The 15,129-nt window shown below is 76.4% G+C and carries 1 protein-coding gene (cut by a window edge); it reads right to left on the bottom strand.

The annotated features are described in order from the left end of the window. A protein-coding gene (locus SMD11_RS32315; RefSeq protein WP_087930866.1) for a type I polyketide synthase crosses the window boundary here: on the bottom strand, positions 1-15,129 show its 5' portion. Its footprint begins 13,395 nt before the window's first position; 15,129 of the gene's 28,524 nt are visible here — the first part of the coding sequence; it begins with the start codon at positions 15,127-15,129; the stop codon falls past the left edge of the window.

Genomic DNA, 15,129 nt, shown 5'->3' with positions numbered 1-15,129 from the left:
GAGCGAGGAGGAGCAGGCCGTGTCGAGCGTGACGGCCGGGCCCTCGAAGCCGTAGGTGTAGGACAGGCGGCCGGACAGGACGCTGGCGATGGTGCCGGTGATCAGGTGGCCCTCGGCGCCCTCCGGGCTGGTGTTGCCGGCGGCGTAGTGCTGGTAGCCGGCGCCGATGAAGGTGCCGGTGCTGCTGCCGCGCAGGGTGGCGGGGTCGATGCCGGCGCGCTCCAGGGCCTCCCAGGAGGTCTCCAGCAGCAGGCGCTGCTGGGGGTCCATGGCGAGGGCCTCGCGGGGCGAGATGCCGAAGAAGCCGGCATCGAAGTCGGCGGCGTCGTGGAGGAAGCCGCCCCGGGTCGAGTAGGTGTGGCCCGGCCGGTCGGGGTCCGGGTCGTAGAGGGCCTCGGCGTCCCAGCCGCGGTCGGTGGGGAACTCGCCGGTCCCGTCGCCGCCTTCGGTGACGAGCTGCCACAGCTCCTCCGGGGAGGCGACGCCGCCGGGGTAGCGGCAGCTCATGCCGATGATGGCGATGGGCTCGTCGTCGGCGGGCGTGGTGGCGGTGCGCGCGGCCCCGGCGTCCCCGGTGCGGGCGCCCGCGAGGGCGTCGCGCAGGAAGGCGACGAGCGCGAGCGGGTTGGGGTAGTCGAACACCATGGTGCTCGGCAGGGCGAGCCCGGTGACGGCGGCGATCCGGTTGCGCAGGTCGACGGCGGTCAGCGAGTCGAAGCCGACGTCCCGGAAGGCCCGCTGCTCGGACAGCACGTCGGGGGAGGCGTGGCCGAGCGCGGTGGCCGCCTCGCCGCGGACCAGGTCCAGCAGGAGGCGGTCCTGCTCGACGGCGGTCAGCCCGAGGAGCCTGGCGGCGAACTCGCCGCCGGAGGCCGGGGCCTGGTCCTTCTCCTCCGCCAGGCGCTGGACCTCGGGCACGTCCTCGAAGAGCGGCGTGGGCCGGGCGGAGGTGAAGACGGGGTGGTAGCGCTCCCAGTCCACGTCGGCGACGGCGAGGACCGTCTCGTCGCCGTCGAGGGCCTGCCGCAGGCCGGTGAGGGCCAGCTGGGGGTCCATGAAGACGAGTCCGCTGCGGCGGATCTGGCCGGGGTCGACGCGGCCGAGCTTGAGGTCGTCGGCCCAGATGCCCCAGGACACGGCGGTGGCGTGGGCGCCCCGGGCGCGGCGGTGCTCGGCGAGGGCGTTGAGGTAGGCGTTGCCCGCGACATAGGCGGCGTGCGCGCCGCTGCCCCACATGCCGGCGGTGGAGGAGTACAGCACGAAGGCGTCGAGCTCGTCGTCGTCGAGGAGTTCGTCGAGGTGACGGGCGCCGGTGACCTTGGCGTCCACGACCCGGGCGAATTCGTCGAGGGTCGTCCCGTCGAGCGGTGCGAGCTCGATGGTGACGGCGGTGTGCACGACCGTGCGGACGGTGCGCCCGTCGGCCTTGAGGTCCGCGAGCATCCCGGCGACCGCGTCGCGGTCGGTCAGGTCGCAGGCGACGGCGGTGGCTTCGCAGCCGAGCTCGGCGAGTTCCTGGAGGAGGTCCGCGACGCCGGGCGCGGCGGGGCCGCGGCGGCTGGTGAGGACCAGGTGCTCGGCGCCCTGCCGGGCGAGCCAGCGGGCCAGGTGGGGCGCGAGGGTGCCGGTGCCGCCGGTGACGAGGGTGGTGCCGCGCGGCGTCCAGGGGTCCGCCGGTGCGGGGTCCGCGGGGGTGGCGCGTACGACGCGGCGGGCGAGGACGCCCGAGGCGCGCAGGGCGAGCTGGTCCTCGCCGGTGCGGCCGGTGAGGACGGCGGCCAGGCGTTCGCCGGCCCGCCGGTCGAGCTGTTCGGGCAGGTCGACGAGGCCGCCCCAGCGCTGCGGGTGTTCGAGGGCGGCCGTCCAGCCGAGGCCGAGGATCTGGGCCTGGGCGGGGCGGGTCAGCCGGTCGGCGCGGCCGGTGGAGACGGCGCCGCGGGTCAGGCACCACAGGGGCGCCTCGATGACGGCGTCGCCGAGCGCCTGGACGAGCGCGACGGTCAGGGCGAGTCCGGCGGTGAGCGCCGGGTGGTCCGCGCTCTGTTCCTCGGCCCCGGCCAGCAGGGACACCACACCCGTGAGGTCCGTGGCGCCGTCGAGCTCGCTCAGGCGCGCGGCCAGGACCTCGCGGTCGGCGCAGGCGGCGTCCAGGACGAGCGTGCGCGGCTCGGCGCCGTGGGCGGCGAGGGTGTCCGTGACGTCGTCGGCGGCGACGCCGTCGGTGGTGACGACGAGCCAGGTGCCCGTCAGGGCCGCCGGGGGCAGGCCGGTGAGCGGCTTCCAGGTGGCGCGGTAGCGCCAGGAGTCCACGGTCGACAGGTCGCGGCGGTGCTTGCGCCAGTGCGACAGGGCGGGCAGCACCGGGGCCAGCTGGGCGCGGTCGAGGCGCAGGCTGGAGGCGAGGGAGTCGACGTCCTCCTCCTCGACCGCCGTCCAGAACTCGGCGTCCGCGGGGGCCTCCTCGTGCGTGCCCCGCGGCTTGGCGGGGACGGCCCACAGGTGTTCGCGCTGGAAGGCGTACGTGGGCAGGGGCACCCGGCGGGCGCCGGTGCCGTCCAGGACGCGGGTCCAGTCGGCGGTGGCGCCCCGGACGAAGGCCTCGGCCAGGGAGGTCAGGAAGCGGTCGGTGCCGCCGGCGTCGCGCCGGAGCGTGCCGAGCACCGCGGCCGGGCGGCCGGCGTCCTCGGCGGTCTCCTGGACGGCCATGGACAGCACCGGGTGGGAGCTGACCTCGATGAAGAAGCGGTGGTCCTGGGCGAGGAGCTCGCGCATGGCGGGCTCGAAGCGGACGGTCCCGCGGAGGTTGGTGTACCAGTAGCCGGCGTCGACGCCGGTGGTGTCGTCGAGCCAGTCGCCGGTGACCGTGGAGAAGAAGGGCACCTGGGCGGGGCGGGGGCGGACGGGCGCGAGGACGGTGGCCAGTTCGTCGCGCAGCAGCTCGACCTGCGCGGAGTGCGAGGCGTAGTCCACGGCGACGCGCCTGGCCCGGACGTCCTCGCCGACCAGCTCGGCCTGGAAGGCGTCCAGCGGGGCGGTGGCGCCGGAGACGACGACGGACCGGGGTCCGTTGACGGCGGCGACGGACAGGCCCTCGTAGGCGCCGAGGCGGCGCTCGACCTCGGCGACGGGCAGCGGGACCGACATCATGCCGCCGGATCCGGCCAGCACGCGGCCGATGGCCTGGCTGCGCAGCGCCACCACGCGGGCGGCGTCCTCCAGCGACAGGGCGCCGGCGACGGCGGCCGCGGCGATCTCGCCCTGCGAGTGGCCGGCCACGGCGTCGGGCGTGATGCCGTGGGCGCGCCACATCTCGGCGAGGGAGACCATGACGGCCCAGGAGGCGGGCTGGACGACGTCGACGCGGTCGAGGGTGGGGGCGCCCTCGGCCTGGCGGATGACGTCGAGCAGCGACCAGTCGACGAACGCGGACAGGGCCGTGGCGCACTCGGTCAGGCGCTCGGCGAAGACCGGGGACTCCTCCAGCAGCCGCGCCCCCATGCCGGCCCACTGGGAGCCCTGGCCGGGGAAGACGAACACGGTCTTGCCGTCGGTGTCGGCGACACCCTGGACGACGCCGGGGAGCGACCGTCCCTCGCCGAGGGCGGCGAGCGCGGCCGCGGCCTCCTCGCCGCCGGTGCCGACGACGACGGCGCGGTGCTCGAAGAGCGTGCGGGAGGCCAGCAGGGAGTGACCCGCGTCGAGGGCGCTCACGGTCCCGCCGCCGAGGTGGGCGGCGAGGTTGGCGGCCTGGCCGCGCAGGGCGCCCGGGGTCCGCGCGGACAGCACCCAGGGGATGACGCCGCCGGCCGGGGGCACCGGCTCGGTCTCCGGCGCGGGGACGGCCTCCTCGGGCCGGGGGGCCTCTTCGAGGACCGTGTGGGCGTTGGTTCCGCTGATGCCGAAGGAGGAGACCGCGCAGCGGCGCGGGCGCTCGCCCTCGGGCCAGTCGGCGCCGTCGGTCAGCAGGGAGACCGCGCCGGACGTCCAGTCGACGTGCGTGGAGGGGGCGTCGGCGTGCAGGGTGCGGGGCAGTTCCCCGTGGCGCAGGGCCATGACCATCTTGATGATGCTCGCCACGCCGGCCGCCGACTGGGTGTGGCCGATGTTGGACTTCACGGAGCCGAGGAGCAGCGGGCGCTCGGTGTCCCGGTCCTTGCCGTAGGTGGCGAGGAGGGCCTGGGCCTCGATGGGGTCGCCGAGGGCGGTGCCGGTGCCGTGCGCCTCGACGACGTCGATGTCGGCGGGGGCGAGACGGGCGTTGGCGAGGGCCTGGCGGATGACGCGCTGCTGGGACGGGCCGTTGGGCGCGGAGAGGCCGTTGGAGGCGCCGTCCTGGTTGATGGCCGAGCCGCGGACGACGGCGAGGACCTCGTGGCCGTTGCGGCGGGCGTCGGAGAGCCGCTCCAGGACGAGGATGCCGACGCCTTCGGCGAGGGTCATGCCGTCGGCGCCGTCGGAGAACGCCTTGCAGCGGCCGTCGGCGGCCAGGGCCCGCTGCCGGCTGAAGGCGATGAACGGGCTGGGGTTGGTCATCACCGTGGCGCCGCCGGCGAGGGCCAGGGAGCTCTCGCCGTTGCGCAGCGACTGGCAGGCCAGGTGGAGGGCGACCAGGGACGAGGAGCAGGCCGTGTCGACGGTGACCGCCGGGCCTTCGAGGCCGAAGAGGTAGGACAGCCGGCCGGAGAGCACGCTCGGGCTGGTGCCGGTCACCAGGTGGCCGGCGGAGCTGTCGTCGACGCCGAACCCGTACTCCTGGTAGGTGGAGCCGATGAAGGCACCGGTCGGGCTGCCGTGGAGGCCGGTGGGGTCGATGCCGGCCTGCTCGAACGCCTCCCAGGTGGTCTCCAGCAGCAGGCGCTGCTGGGGGTCCATGGAGACGGCCTCGCGCGGCGAGATGCCGAAGAAGGAGGCGTCGAACTCGCCCGCGTCGTGCAGGAAGCCGCCCTGCGTGGAGTACGTGGTGCCGGGGTTGTCGGGGTCCGGGTGGTGGAGGCCGGTGTCCCAGCCGCGGTTGACGGGGAAGTCGGTGATGGCGTCGACGCCCTCGGAGACGAGCTCCCAGAACTGCTGCGGGGAGCGGACGCCGCCGGGGAAGCGGCAGCTCATGCCGACGATGGCGATGGGCTCGTCGAGGCTCCCCGAGGTCACGGCGACGGGGGCCGCCGCCGTGCCGTCCGTGCCGAGGAGCTCGCCGCGCAGGTGGCGGGCGAGGGCGGCGGGGGTCGGGTAGTCGAAGACCAGGGTGGCGGGCAGGGGCAGGCCGGTGAGCGCGGCCAGCCGCTTGCGCAGCTCCACCGCGGTCAGCGAGTCGAAGCCCGCCTCGCGGAAGGCCCGCCGCTCGGCGACGCCCTCGGTGGAGGTGTGGCCGAGGACGACGGACGCCTCGGCGCGCACCAGGTCGGTCAGCAGCCGCTCCTGGCCGGCCTGGTCGAGGCCCCGCAGGCGGGCGGCGAACTCCGGCGCGGCGCTCTCGCCGCCGGTGTCCGCGAGGGCCTGGACCTCGGCCAGCTCGTCGAAGAGGGCGCTGGGGCGCGCGGCGGTGAAGACGGGGTGGTAGCGCTCCCAGTCGATGTCGGCGACGGTGACGGTGACGTCCTCCTGGACGACCGCGCGCCGCAGTTCGGCGAGGGCCGTGGCGGGGGCGAGGAAGCGCAGCCCGCGCTTGAGGAGCTGGTCGGTGACGGCCTCGTGGGTGGCCATGCCGGCCTCGGCCCAGGGGCCCCAGGCCACGGAGGTGGCGGGCAGGCCGCGGGCGCGGCGGTGCTCGGCGAGGGCGTCGAGGTAGGCGTTGGCGGCGCCGTAGGCGCTCTGTCCGGCGCTGCCCCACACTCCGGCGATCGAGGAGACCAGGACGAAGAAGTCCAGGTCGTGGCCGTCGAGGAGGGAGTCCAGGTGGGCGGCGCCGAGCAGCTTGGCGGCCATGGTGGCCGCGGCGTCGTCGAGCGGGGTCTCCGCGAGGGGGGCCGCCTGGCCGACGCCGGCCGCGTGCACGACGCCGGTCAGCGGGTGCTCGGCGGGTACGGATGCCAGCACGGCGGCGAGCGCGGCGCGGTCGGCGGTGTCGCAGGCCGCGAGGGTGACGCGGGCGCCCAGGCCCTCCAGTTCGGCGGCGAGTTCGCCGGCGCCGGGAGCGTCGGGGCCGCGGCGGCTGGTGAGCAGGAGGTGCTCGGCGCCGCTGCGGGCGAGCCAGCGGGCGACCTCGGCGCCGAGCGCGCCGGTGCCGCCGGTGACGAGCACGGTGCCGCGGGCGGTGAAGGCGTCGGCCGGGGGCAGCTCGGCCTGCGGGTGGCGCACGAGGCGCCGGCCGAACGCGCCGGCCGTGCGGATCGCGAGCTGGTCCTCGCCGCCCTGGGCGGCGAGGGCGCTGACGAGGTGCTGGGTGGCGGGCGCGTCGAGGACGGCCGGCAGGTCGATCAGGCCCCGCCACAGCTGCGGGTGCTCCAGGGCGGCGACGCGGCCGAGGCCCCAGACCGCCGCCTGGAGGGGGTTGGCGAGCGGGTCGTCCGCGCCGGTGGTGACCGCGCCGCGGGTCAGGGTCCACAGGGGGGCGCCGAGCGGGGTGTCGGTGAGCGCCTGGAGCAGTACGAGGCCGAGCGCGAGCCCGGCCGGCGGCTCGGAGTCCAGCCGGTGTCCGGGCAGGTCGGCGAGCGGGAGCAGGGACAGCACACCGGAGAAGGCGCGTCCCTCCCCGCGTACGGCGTCGAGCCGGGCGGCGAGTACGGCGCGGTCGCGGCAGGTGTCGTCCAGCACGAGGGTCTCGAACTGGGCGCCGTGGCCGCGCAGCGCGTCCAGGATCTCGTCGCCGCCGGTGCCGTCGGCGGTGACGAGCAGCCAGGTGCCCTCCAGGACGGGCGCGGCGGCGGCCTGCACGGGGCGCCAGGCGACGCGGTAGCGGGTGGAGTCGAGCAGCGCCTTCTCCTGCCGGTGCTGGCGCCAGGAGGACAGCGCGGGCAGCAGCGCGTACAGGGAGGCGTGCTCCTCGTCGCGCAGCCCGAGAAGGGCGGCCAGCTCCGTGGTGTCGCCGCGTTCGACGGCGCCCCACAGCTCGGCGTCCGCGGGGTCGGCGGCGGCCTGCGCGGGGCGGGCCGGGGCCGGCTCGGGCCAGTAGCGCTCGTGCTGGAAGGCGTAGGTGGGCAGGTCGACCGTGCGGGCGCCGGTGCCGGCGAGGTACGCGGGCCAGTCGACGGCCGTGCCGCGTACGTGCAGGCGGGCCAGCGCGGTGGCCGCGCAGCGCTCCTCGCCGCGCCCGGAGCGCAGCATCGGGACGATGTGCGCGTCCGCGTCGTCGCCGAGGGCCTCCTCGGCGGCGGCCGACAGCACGCTGTCGGGGCCGAGTTCGAGGAAGGTGCCGGCACCGCGGTCGTGCGCGGCGCGCATGGTGTCGGCGAAGCGGACGGCGCCGCGGGCGTGCGCGACCCAGTAGTCGGCGGAGCGCAGCTCGTCGTCGGTGGCGGGGCGCCCGGTCAGGCCGGAGATGACGGTCACGTCCGGCGCGTGGTAGGTGAGCCCGGCGGCGACCTCGCGCAGCCCGTCGAGCGCGGGCTCCATGAGCGGCGAGTGGAAGGCGTGACTGACCGCCAGGCGCTTGGTCTTGCGGCCCTGGGCGGCGAAGTGGGCGGCGATCTCCTCGGCGGCGGCCAGGTCGCCGGCGACGACGACGCTGCGGGGGCCGTTGACGGCGGCGACGGAGACCTCGTGCTCGCGCCCGGCGAGCAGCGGCGCGAGCTCGTCCTCGGTGACCTGGAGGGAGATCATCGCGCCGCCGGCGGGCAGCTCCTGCATCAGCCGTCCCCGCGCGGTCACCAGGCGGGCCGCGTCGGGCAGCGAGAGGACGCCCGCGACGTGCGCGGCGGTGATCTCGCCGATGGAGTGGCCGAGCAGCACGTCGGGGCGGATGCCCCAGGTGCGCAGCAGGCGGTGGAGCGCGACGCCGATGGCGAACAGCGCGGGCTGGGTCCACTCGGTGCGGCCCAGCAGCTCCGCCTCGGGGGTGCCCTCCTGGGCGAACAGGACGTCCTTGAGGGGGCGGTCCAGGTGCGGGTCGAGGGCGGCGGTCACCTCGTCGAGGGCCCGGGCGAACGCGGGGAAGCGGGCGGCGAGTTCACGGCCGGCGCCGGGGCGCTGGCTGCCCTGGCCGGAGAAGACCACGGCCAGCTTGCCGGCGCCGCCGACCTCGCCCTCGGTGAGGGCGGGGCCGGGCCGGTCGGCGGCCAGGTCGGCCAGCGCGCGCAGCAGTTCGTCGCGGTCGCCGGTGACGACGGCGCGCTGGTCGAAGGCCGAGCGGGTGGTGGCCAGGGAGAGCGCGACGTCGGCCGGGTCGAGGCCGGGGCGCTCCTCCAGGAAGGACCGCAGGCGGGCGGCCTGGTCCCGCAGCGCCGCCCGGTTCCTGCCGGACAGCGTCCAGGGCACGACGGCCGGGGTGAGCGCGGGCTGTTCGCGCTCCTCGGGGGCGGCCGGCGGTTCCTCGACGATGACGTGCGCGTTGGTACCGCTGAAGCCGAAGGAGGAGACACCGGCGCGGCGCGGCCGGCCGGCCTGCGGCCAGGGGGTCTCCTCGGTGAGCAGGCGCACCGCTCCGGCGTCCCACTCCACGTGCGAGGAGGGCTCGTCGGCGTGCAGGGTGCGGGGCAGCGTGCCGTGGCTCATGGCCATGACCATCTTGATGATGCCGGCGACGCCGGCGGCGGCCTGGGTGTGGCCGATGTTGGACTTCACGGAGCCCAGGAGCAGCGGCTGTTCGGCGTCGCGGTCCTGGCCGTAGGTGGCGAGGAGGGCCTGGGCCTCGATGGGATCGCCGAGCGTGGTGCCGGTGCCGTGGCCCTCGACCGCGTCGACGTCGGCGACGGAGAGGCCGGCGGCGGCCAGTGCCTGGCGGATGACGCGCTGCTGGGACGGGCCGTTGGGGGCGGTGAGACCGTTGGAGGCGCCGTCCTGGTTGACGGCGGAGCCGCGGACGACGGCGAGGACCCGGTGCCCGTTGCGGCGGGCGTCGGAGAGCCGCTCCAGGACGAGCACACCGACGCCCTCGGACCAGCCGACGCCGTCGGCGCCGTCGGAGAAGGCCTTGCAGCGGCCGTCCGCGGAGAGGCCGCGCTGCCGGGAGAACTCGATGAAGGCGCCCGGGGTCGACATCACGGTGACGCCACCGGCCAGGGCGAGGGAGCACTCCCCCGCGCGGAGGGCCTGCATCGCCCAGTGCATGGCGACGAGGGAGGACGAGCACGCCGTGTCGACGGTGACGGCGGGGCCTTCGAGGCCGAGGGTGTAGGAGACGCGCCCGGAGGCGACGCTGGACGCGGTGCCGCTGCCCTGGTGGCCCTCGAAGCGGCCGTCGGCGAGCGTCTGGGCGTAGTCGTTGTACATGACGCCGGCGAACACGCCGGTCTGGCTGCCGCGCAGGGTCGCCGGGTCGATGCCGGCGCGCTCGAAGGCCTCCCAGGACGCCTCCAGGAGCAGGCGCTGCTGGGTGTCGGTGGCCAGGGCCTCGCGGGGGCTCATGCCGAAGAACGCGGGGTCGAAGTCGGCGGCGTCGTGCAGGAAGCCGCCGAAGCGGGTGTAGGAGGTGCCGAGGCGGTCCGGGTCCGGGTCGTAGAGCGCGTCCAGGTCCCAGCCGCGGTCGGTGGGCATGCCGGAGACGGCGTCGGTGCCCTCGCTGACGAGCCGCCACAGGTCCTCGGGGGAGCTGACGCCGCCCGGGTAGCGGCAGCTCATGCCGACGATGACGATCGGGTCCCGCTCGGTGGCCGCGCGGGGGGCGGTCACCGCGGTGGCGGCCTCGGAGCCCATGAGCTCGTCGAGGAGGTGCGCGGCGAGCGCGGCGACGGTCGGGTAGTCGAAGACCAGCGTCGCGGCGGTGCGCAGACCGGTGGCCGCGCCGATGCGGTTGCGCAGCTCGACGGCGGTGAGCGAGTCGAAGCCCAGGTCCCGGAAGGGGCGTCGCGCGTCGACCTCGGTGGCGCCGGAGTGGCCGAGTACGGCGGCCACCTGTGCGGCGACGAGGTCGGTCATCACCTCGGCGCGGTCGGTCTCCTCCAGCCGGGAGAGCTTCTGGACGAGGGTGAGGGCCGCCTCGGAGCCGGGGACGACCGAGCGGCGGGCGGGGGCACGGACGAGGCCGCGCAGCAGGTGCGGCACGTCGCCCTGGCCGCGCAGGACGGACAGGTCGAGCCTGGCCGGGATCAGGACGGCGGCCGGGGAACCGGTCGCCGCCTCGAAGAGCGCGACGCCCTGCTCCTCGGTGAGCGCCGGCGTGCCCATGCGGGCCAGGCGCTGGAGGTCGGCGTCGGTCAGACCGCTGGTCATGCCGCCGGTGGGCACCCACGGGCCCCAGGCCAGGGCGAGCCCCGGCAGCCCGGCGGCGCGGCGCAGCTGGGCGACGGCGTCGACGAAGGCGTTCGCGGCGGCGTAGTTGCCCTGGCCCGCGCCGCCGAGGGTGCCGGCGAGGGAGGAGAAGACGACGAAGGCGGCGAGGTCCAGGTCGCGGGTGGCCTCGTGGAGGTGCCACACGGCGTCGGCCTTGGGCCGCAGGACCGCGTCGATCCGCTCGGGGGTGAGGGACTCGACGACACCGTCGTCGAGGACTCCGGCGCTGTGCACGACGGCGGTGAGGGGGTGCGCGGCGGGCACGCCGGCCAGCAGCCGCTGCACGGCGTCCCGGTCGGCGAGGTCGCAGGCCGCGACCTCGACCCGCGCGCCGTGTCCGGTCAGTTCGCCGACGAGCTCCTCGACGCCCTCGGCGTCGGTGCCCCGGCGGCTGGCGAGCAGCAGGTGCCGTACGCCGCGCTCGGCGACCAGGTGGCGGGCCATGACGCGGCCCAGACCGCCCGTGGCGCCGGTGAGGAGGACGGTGCCCTCGGGGTTCCACGGGGCGCCGGCCTCCGGCGCCTGGGCACGGGCGAGCCGTGCGCCGAGCACCACGTCGCCGCGGACGGCGGTCTGCGGCTCGTCGGAGCCCAGGGCGCGCAGCAGGGCGGCGGGCGAGGGGGCGGTCCCGGCGGCGAGGTCCAGGAGGCCGAAGCGGCCGGGGTGTTCGGCCTGGGCGGCGCGCACCAGGCCCCGGACGGCGGCGGCGGCCGGGTCGGGCGTCTCCTCACCGTCGGTGGCGACGGCGCCGCGGGTGACGAGGACCAGCCGGGAGCCGGCGTTGCGCTCGTCCGCCAGCCAGGTCCGCAGGTGCTCCAGGACGTGGGCGGTGCGGGCGTGCGCGGAGACGACCGGCTCGTCGTCGGTGGTGCCGGCGACGGCGGCGAGCACGACGTCCGGGACGCCGGTGTCGGTGCCGGTTCCGGTGTCGCCGCCGGGCAGGGCGGTGACCGTGAGGCCGGTCGAGGTCAGCGCCTCGGTGAGGCCGAAGAGGTCCGGGCCGAGGACGGCGGCCGAGGCGGGCGCCGTCCCGTTGGTGTCGCGCAGGGCGGTCCAGCGCTGCTCGAACAGCGCGTCACGCGTGAGGTGCGCGGCGGCGCCGAGACCCTCCTCGGGCACCGCGCGCAGGACGAGCGAGCCGACGGAGGCCACAGGGGCGCCCGTGGTGTCGGTGACGGCGATCGCCACGGCGTCGTCGGCGGTGCGGGTGAGCTTCACACGGACCGTGGTCGCCCCGCTCGCGTGCAGGGTGACGTCCTGCCACGAGAAGGGCAGGCCGCCGCGGCCGTGCGCGCCGAGGCCGGCGAAGGCCGTGGCGTGCAGCGCGGCGTCCAGCAGGGCCGGGTGGATGCCGAACGATCCGGCGTCGGCGCCGTCGGTGCCCGGGAGGGACACCTCGGCGTAGACGTCGTCGCCGTCGGTCCACGCGGCGCGCAGGCCCTGGAAGAGCGGGCCGTAGCCGAAGCCGCTGTCGGCGACGCGGTCGTAGAAGCCGTCGAGGTCCACCGGCCGGGCGGCGGCGGGGGGCCAGACAGGGGTGTCGAAGTCGGCGCGGTGCTCGCCGGCGACGAGGGTGCCGGAGGCGTGCTGCGCCCAGGGGAGCTCCTCGGCCCCTTCGGGGCGGGAGTGGACGCTCAGCGGGCGGCGGCCGGTCTCGTCCGGGCTGCCGACCCACACCTGCACCTGGACGCCGCCCTCCGCGGGCAGGACCAGGGGCGCGGCCAGGGTGAGCTCCTCGACGCGGTCGCAGCCGACCTCGTCGCCGGCGCGGACGGCGAGCTCCAGGAAGGCGGTGCCGGGGAGCAGCACCGTGCCGCGCACGGCGTGGTCGGCGAGCCAGGGGTGGGTGCGCAGCGAGAGCCGGCCGGTGAGCAGCAGGCCGTCGGAGTTGGCGACCGACACGGCGGCGGCGAGCAGCGGGTGGTGGGCGGCGCCGAGGCCGGCGGCGCGGACGTCGCCGCCCTGCCCGGCGGTGCTCTTGGGCCAGTAGTGGCGGCGCTGGAAGGCGTAGGTGGGAAGGTCCGCGCGGCGGGCGCCGGTGCCGGCGAAGTAGGGCTCCCACTGGACGGCGACGCCGCGGACGTGGAGGCCCGCGAGGGTGGTGGTGAGGGTCTCGGCCTCGGGGCGGCCCGGCCGCAGGACGGCGAGCGCGGCGGGGGCGGCGTCGGGCGTGTCCTCGGTGGCGCCGGCGGCGCCGAGGTGGGCCTGCGCCATGGCGGACAGGACGCCGTCGGGGCCCAGTTCGAGGAAGGTGCCGGTGCCGTGGCCGGTCAGCCAGGTGAGGGCGGCGGAGAAGCGGACGGCGTGCCGGGCGTGGTCCACCCAGTAGGACGGGGAGGTCAGCTGCTCGACCGTGGCGAGGGTGCCGGTGAGCGCGGAGACGACGGGGAGGGTGGGTGCCTGCGGGGTGAGTCCGGCGACGACGGCGCGGAACTCCTCGAGCATGGGCTCCATGAGCGGGGAGTGGAAGGCGTGGCTGACCTTGAGGCGCTTGGTCCGGCGGCCGAGCGCGGCGAAGTGCTCGGCGACGGCCGTGACCTCGTCCGCGTCACCGGCGACGACGACGGAGGCGGGCCCGTTGACCGCCGCGACGGAGACGCGGTCCGAGCGGTTCTCCAGCAGGGGCAGGACCTCGTCCTCGGCCGCCTCGACGGAGACCATGGCGCCGCCGGCGGGCAGGGCCTGCATGAGCCGGCCGCGCGCGAGGACCAGGGCCGCGGCGTCGGCGGCCGTGAAGACCCCGGCGACGTGCGCGGCGGCGATCTCGCCGATGGAGTGGCCGGCCAGGAAGTCCGGCCTGACGCCGAGGGACTCGGTCAGCCGGTAGAGGGCGACCTCAAGGGCGAACAGGGCGGGCTGGGCGTAGCCGGTCCCGTTCAGCGGCTCCGCCTCGGGGGTGCCCTCGGCGGCGAACAGCACGTCCTTCAGGGGCCGTTCGAGGCCCTGGTCGAGGTGGGCGCAGATCTCGTCGAGGGCGGTGGCGAAGGCGGGGAAGCGGGCGTACAGCTCGCGTCCCATGCCCGGCCGCTGGGATCCCTGGCCCGCGAAGAGGAAGGCGAGCTTGGAGCGGCCCTGGGCGGTGCCGCGCACCAGGCCGGGGGCCGGGTCGCCGTCGGCGAGCGCGGTGAGGACGTCGAGGGCCCGGTCGCGGTCGGCGGCGGTGAAGGCGGCGCGGTGCTCGAAGGCGGAGCGCGCGGTGGCCAGGGAGTAGGAGGCGTCGACGGGCACGAGGCCGGGGCGGGAGCCGAGGAAGGCCAGCAGGCGGGACGCCTGGGCGCGCAGGGCCTCGGGGGTGCGGCCGGAGACGAGCCACGGGACGGCGCCGGCTTCGAGGGGTTCGGCGACGGCGGCCGGCGCCGCCGCGTCCTCCTGGCCGGGCTCTCCGTCGGTCTCCTGGGCGGGCTCGGCGGCCTGGAAGGCCGGTGCCTCCTCCAGGATGGTGTGCGCGTTGGTGCCGCTGAGGCCGAACGACGAGACGCCGGCCCGGCGCGGTGCCTCGCCCTGCGGCCACGGGACCTGCTCGGTGAGCAGGCGTACGGATCCGGCCGTCCAGTCGACGTGCGTGGACGGCGTGTCGGCGTGGAGCGTACGGGGCAGGGTGCCGTGCCGCATGGCCAGCACCATCTTGATGACGCCGGCCATGCCGGCCGCCGCCTGGGTGTGGCCGAGGTTCGACTTCACGGAGCCGAGCAGCAGCGGGCGGTCCTCGGCGCGGTTGCGGCCGTAGGTGGCGAGCAGGGCCTGGGCCTCGACCGGGTCGCCCAGGGCGGTTCCCGTGCCGTGCGCCTCGACGACGTCGACCTCGTCGGCCGAGAGCCGCGCGTTGGTCAGCGCCTGCTCGATGACCCGCCGCTGGGACGGGCCGTTGGGGGCGGTCAGACCGTTGGAGGCGCCGTCCTGGTTGACGGCGGAGCCGCGGACGACGGCCAGGACCTCGTGCCCGTTGCGCCGGGCGTCGGAGAGCCGTTCGAGGACGAGCACGCCGACGCCCTCGCCCCAGCCGGTGCCGTCGGCGCCGTCGGCGAAGGAGCGGCAGCGCCCGTCGGTGGCCAGGCCGCCCTGGCGGTCGAACTCCACGAAGGTGACCGGCGAGGACATCACGGTGACGCCCGCGGCCAGCGCCAGGGAGCACTCGCCCTGGCGCAGGGAGTGGGCGGCCAGGTGCAGCGCCACCAGGGACGAGGAGCAGGCGGTGTCGACCGTCACCGCCGGCCCGACGGCCCCGAAGAAGTAGGACAGCCGGCCCGACAGGACGCTGGTGGCGCTGCCCGTCAGGGTGAAGCCCTGGACGTCGTCGTCCGGGCCCACCCGGTAGTCCTGGGGCATGGCGCCGACGAACATGCCGGTCCGGCTGCCCCGGACCGCCGCCGGGTCGATGCCGGCCCGCTCGAAGGCCTCCCACGAGGACTCCAGCAGCACCCGCTGCTGGGGGTCCATCGCGAGGGCCTCGCGCGGGGAGATCCCGAAGAATCCGGCGTCGAACTCGGCGGCCTCGTGCAGGAATCCGCCGGCGTACTTGCCGGCGTCCTCGGCCAGCAGCTCCCAGCCCCGGTCCTCGGGGAACCCGGTGATGCCCTCCTCGCCCGCGACGAGCATGGACCAGAGCTCCTCGGGGCTCTGCACGTCCCCGGGGAACCGGCAGCTCATGCCCACGATCGCGATGGGCTCGCGAGCCGCCGCCTCCAGTTCGCCCACCCGCTGCCGGGAACGCCGCAGATCGGCGCTCGCCCGCTTCAGGTAGTCGCGGAGCTTCTGTTCCTTGTCCAT

The sequence above is a fragment of the Streptomyces albireticuli genome (assembly GCF_002192455.1).
GTDB lineage: Bacteria > Actinomycetota > Actinomycetes > Streptomycetales > Streptomycetaceae > Streptomyces > Streptomyces albireticuli_B.
Note: the sequence above shows the minus strand (reverse complement) of the source record. Positions and strands in the feature narration are given on the sequence as shown.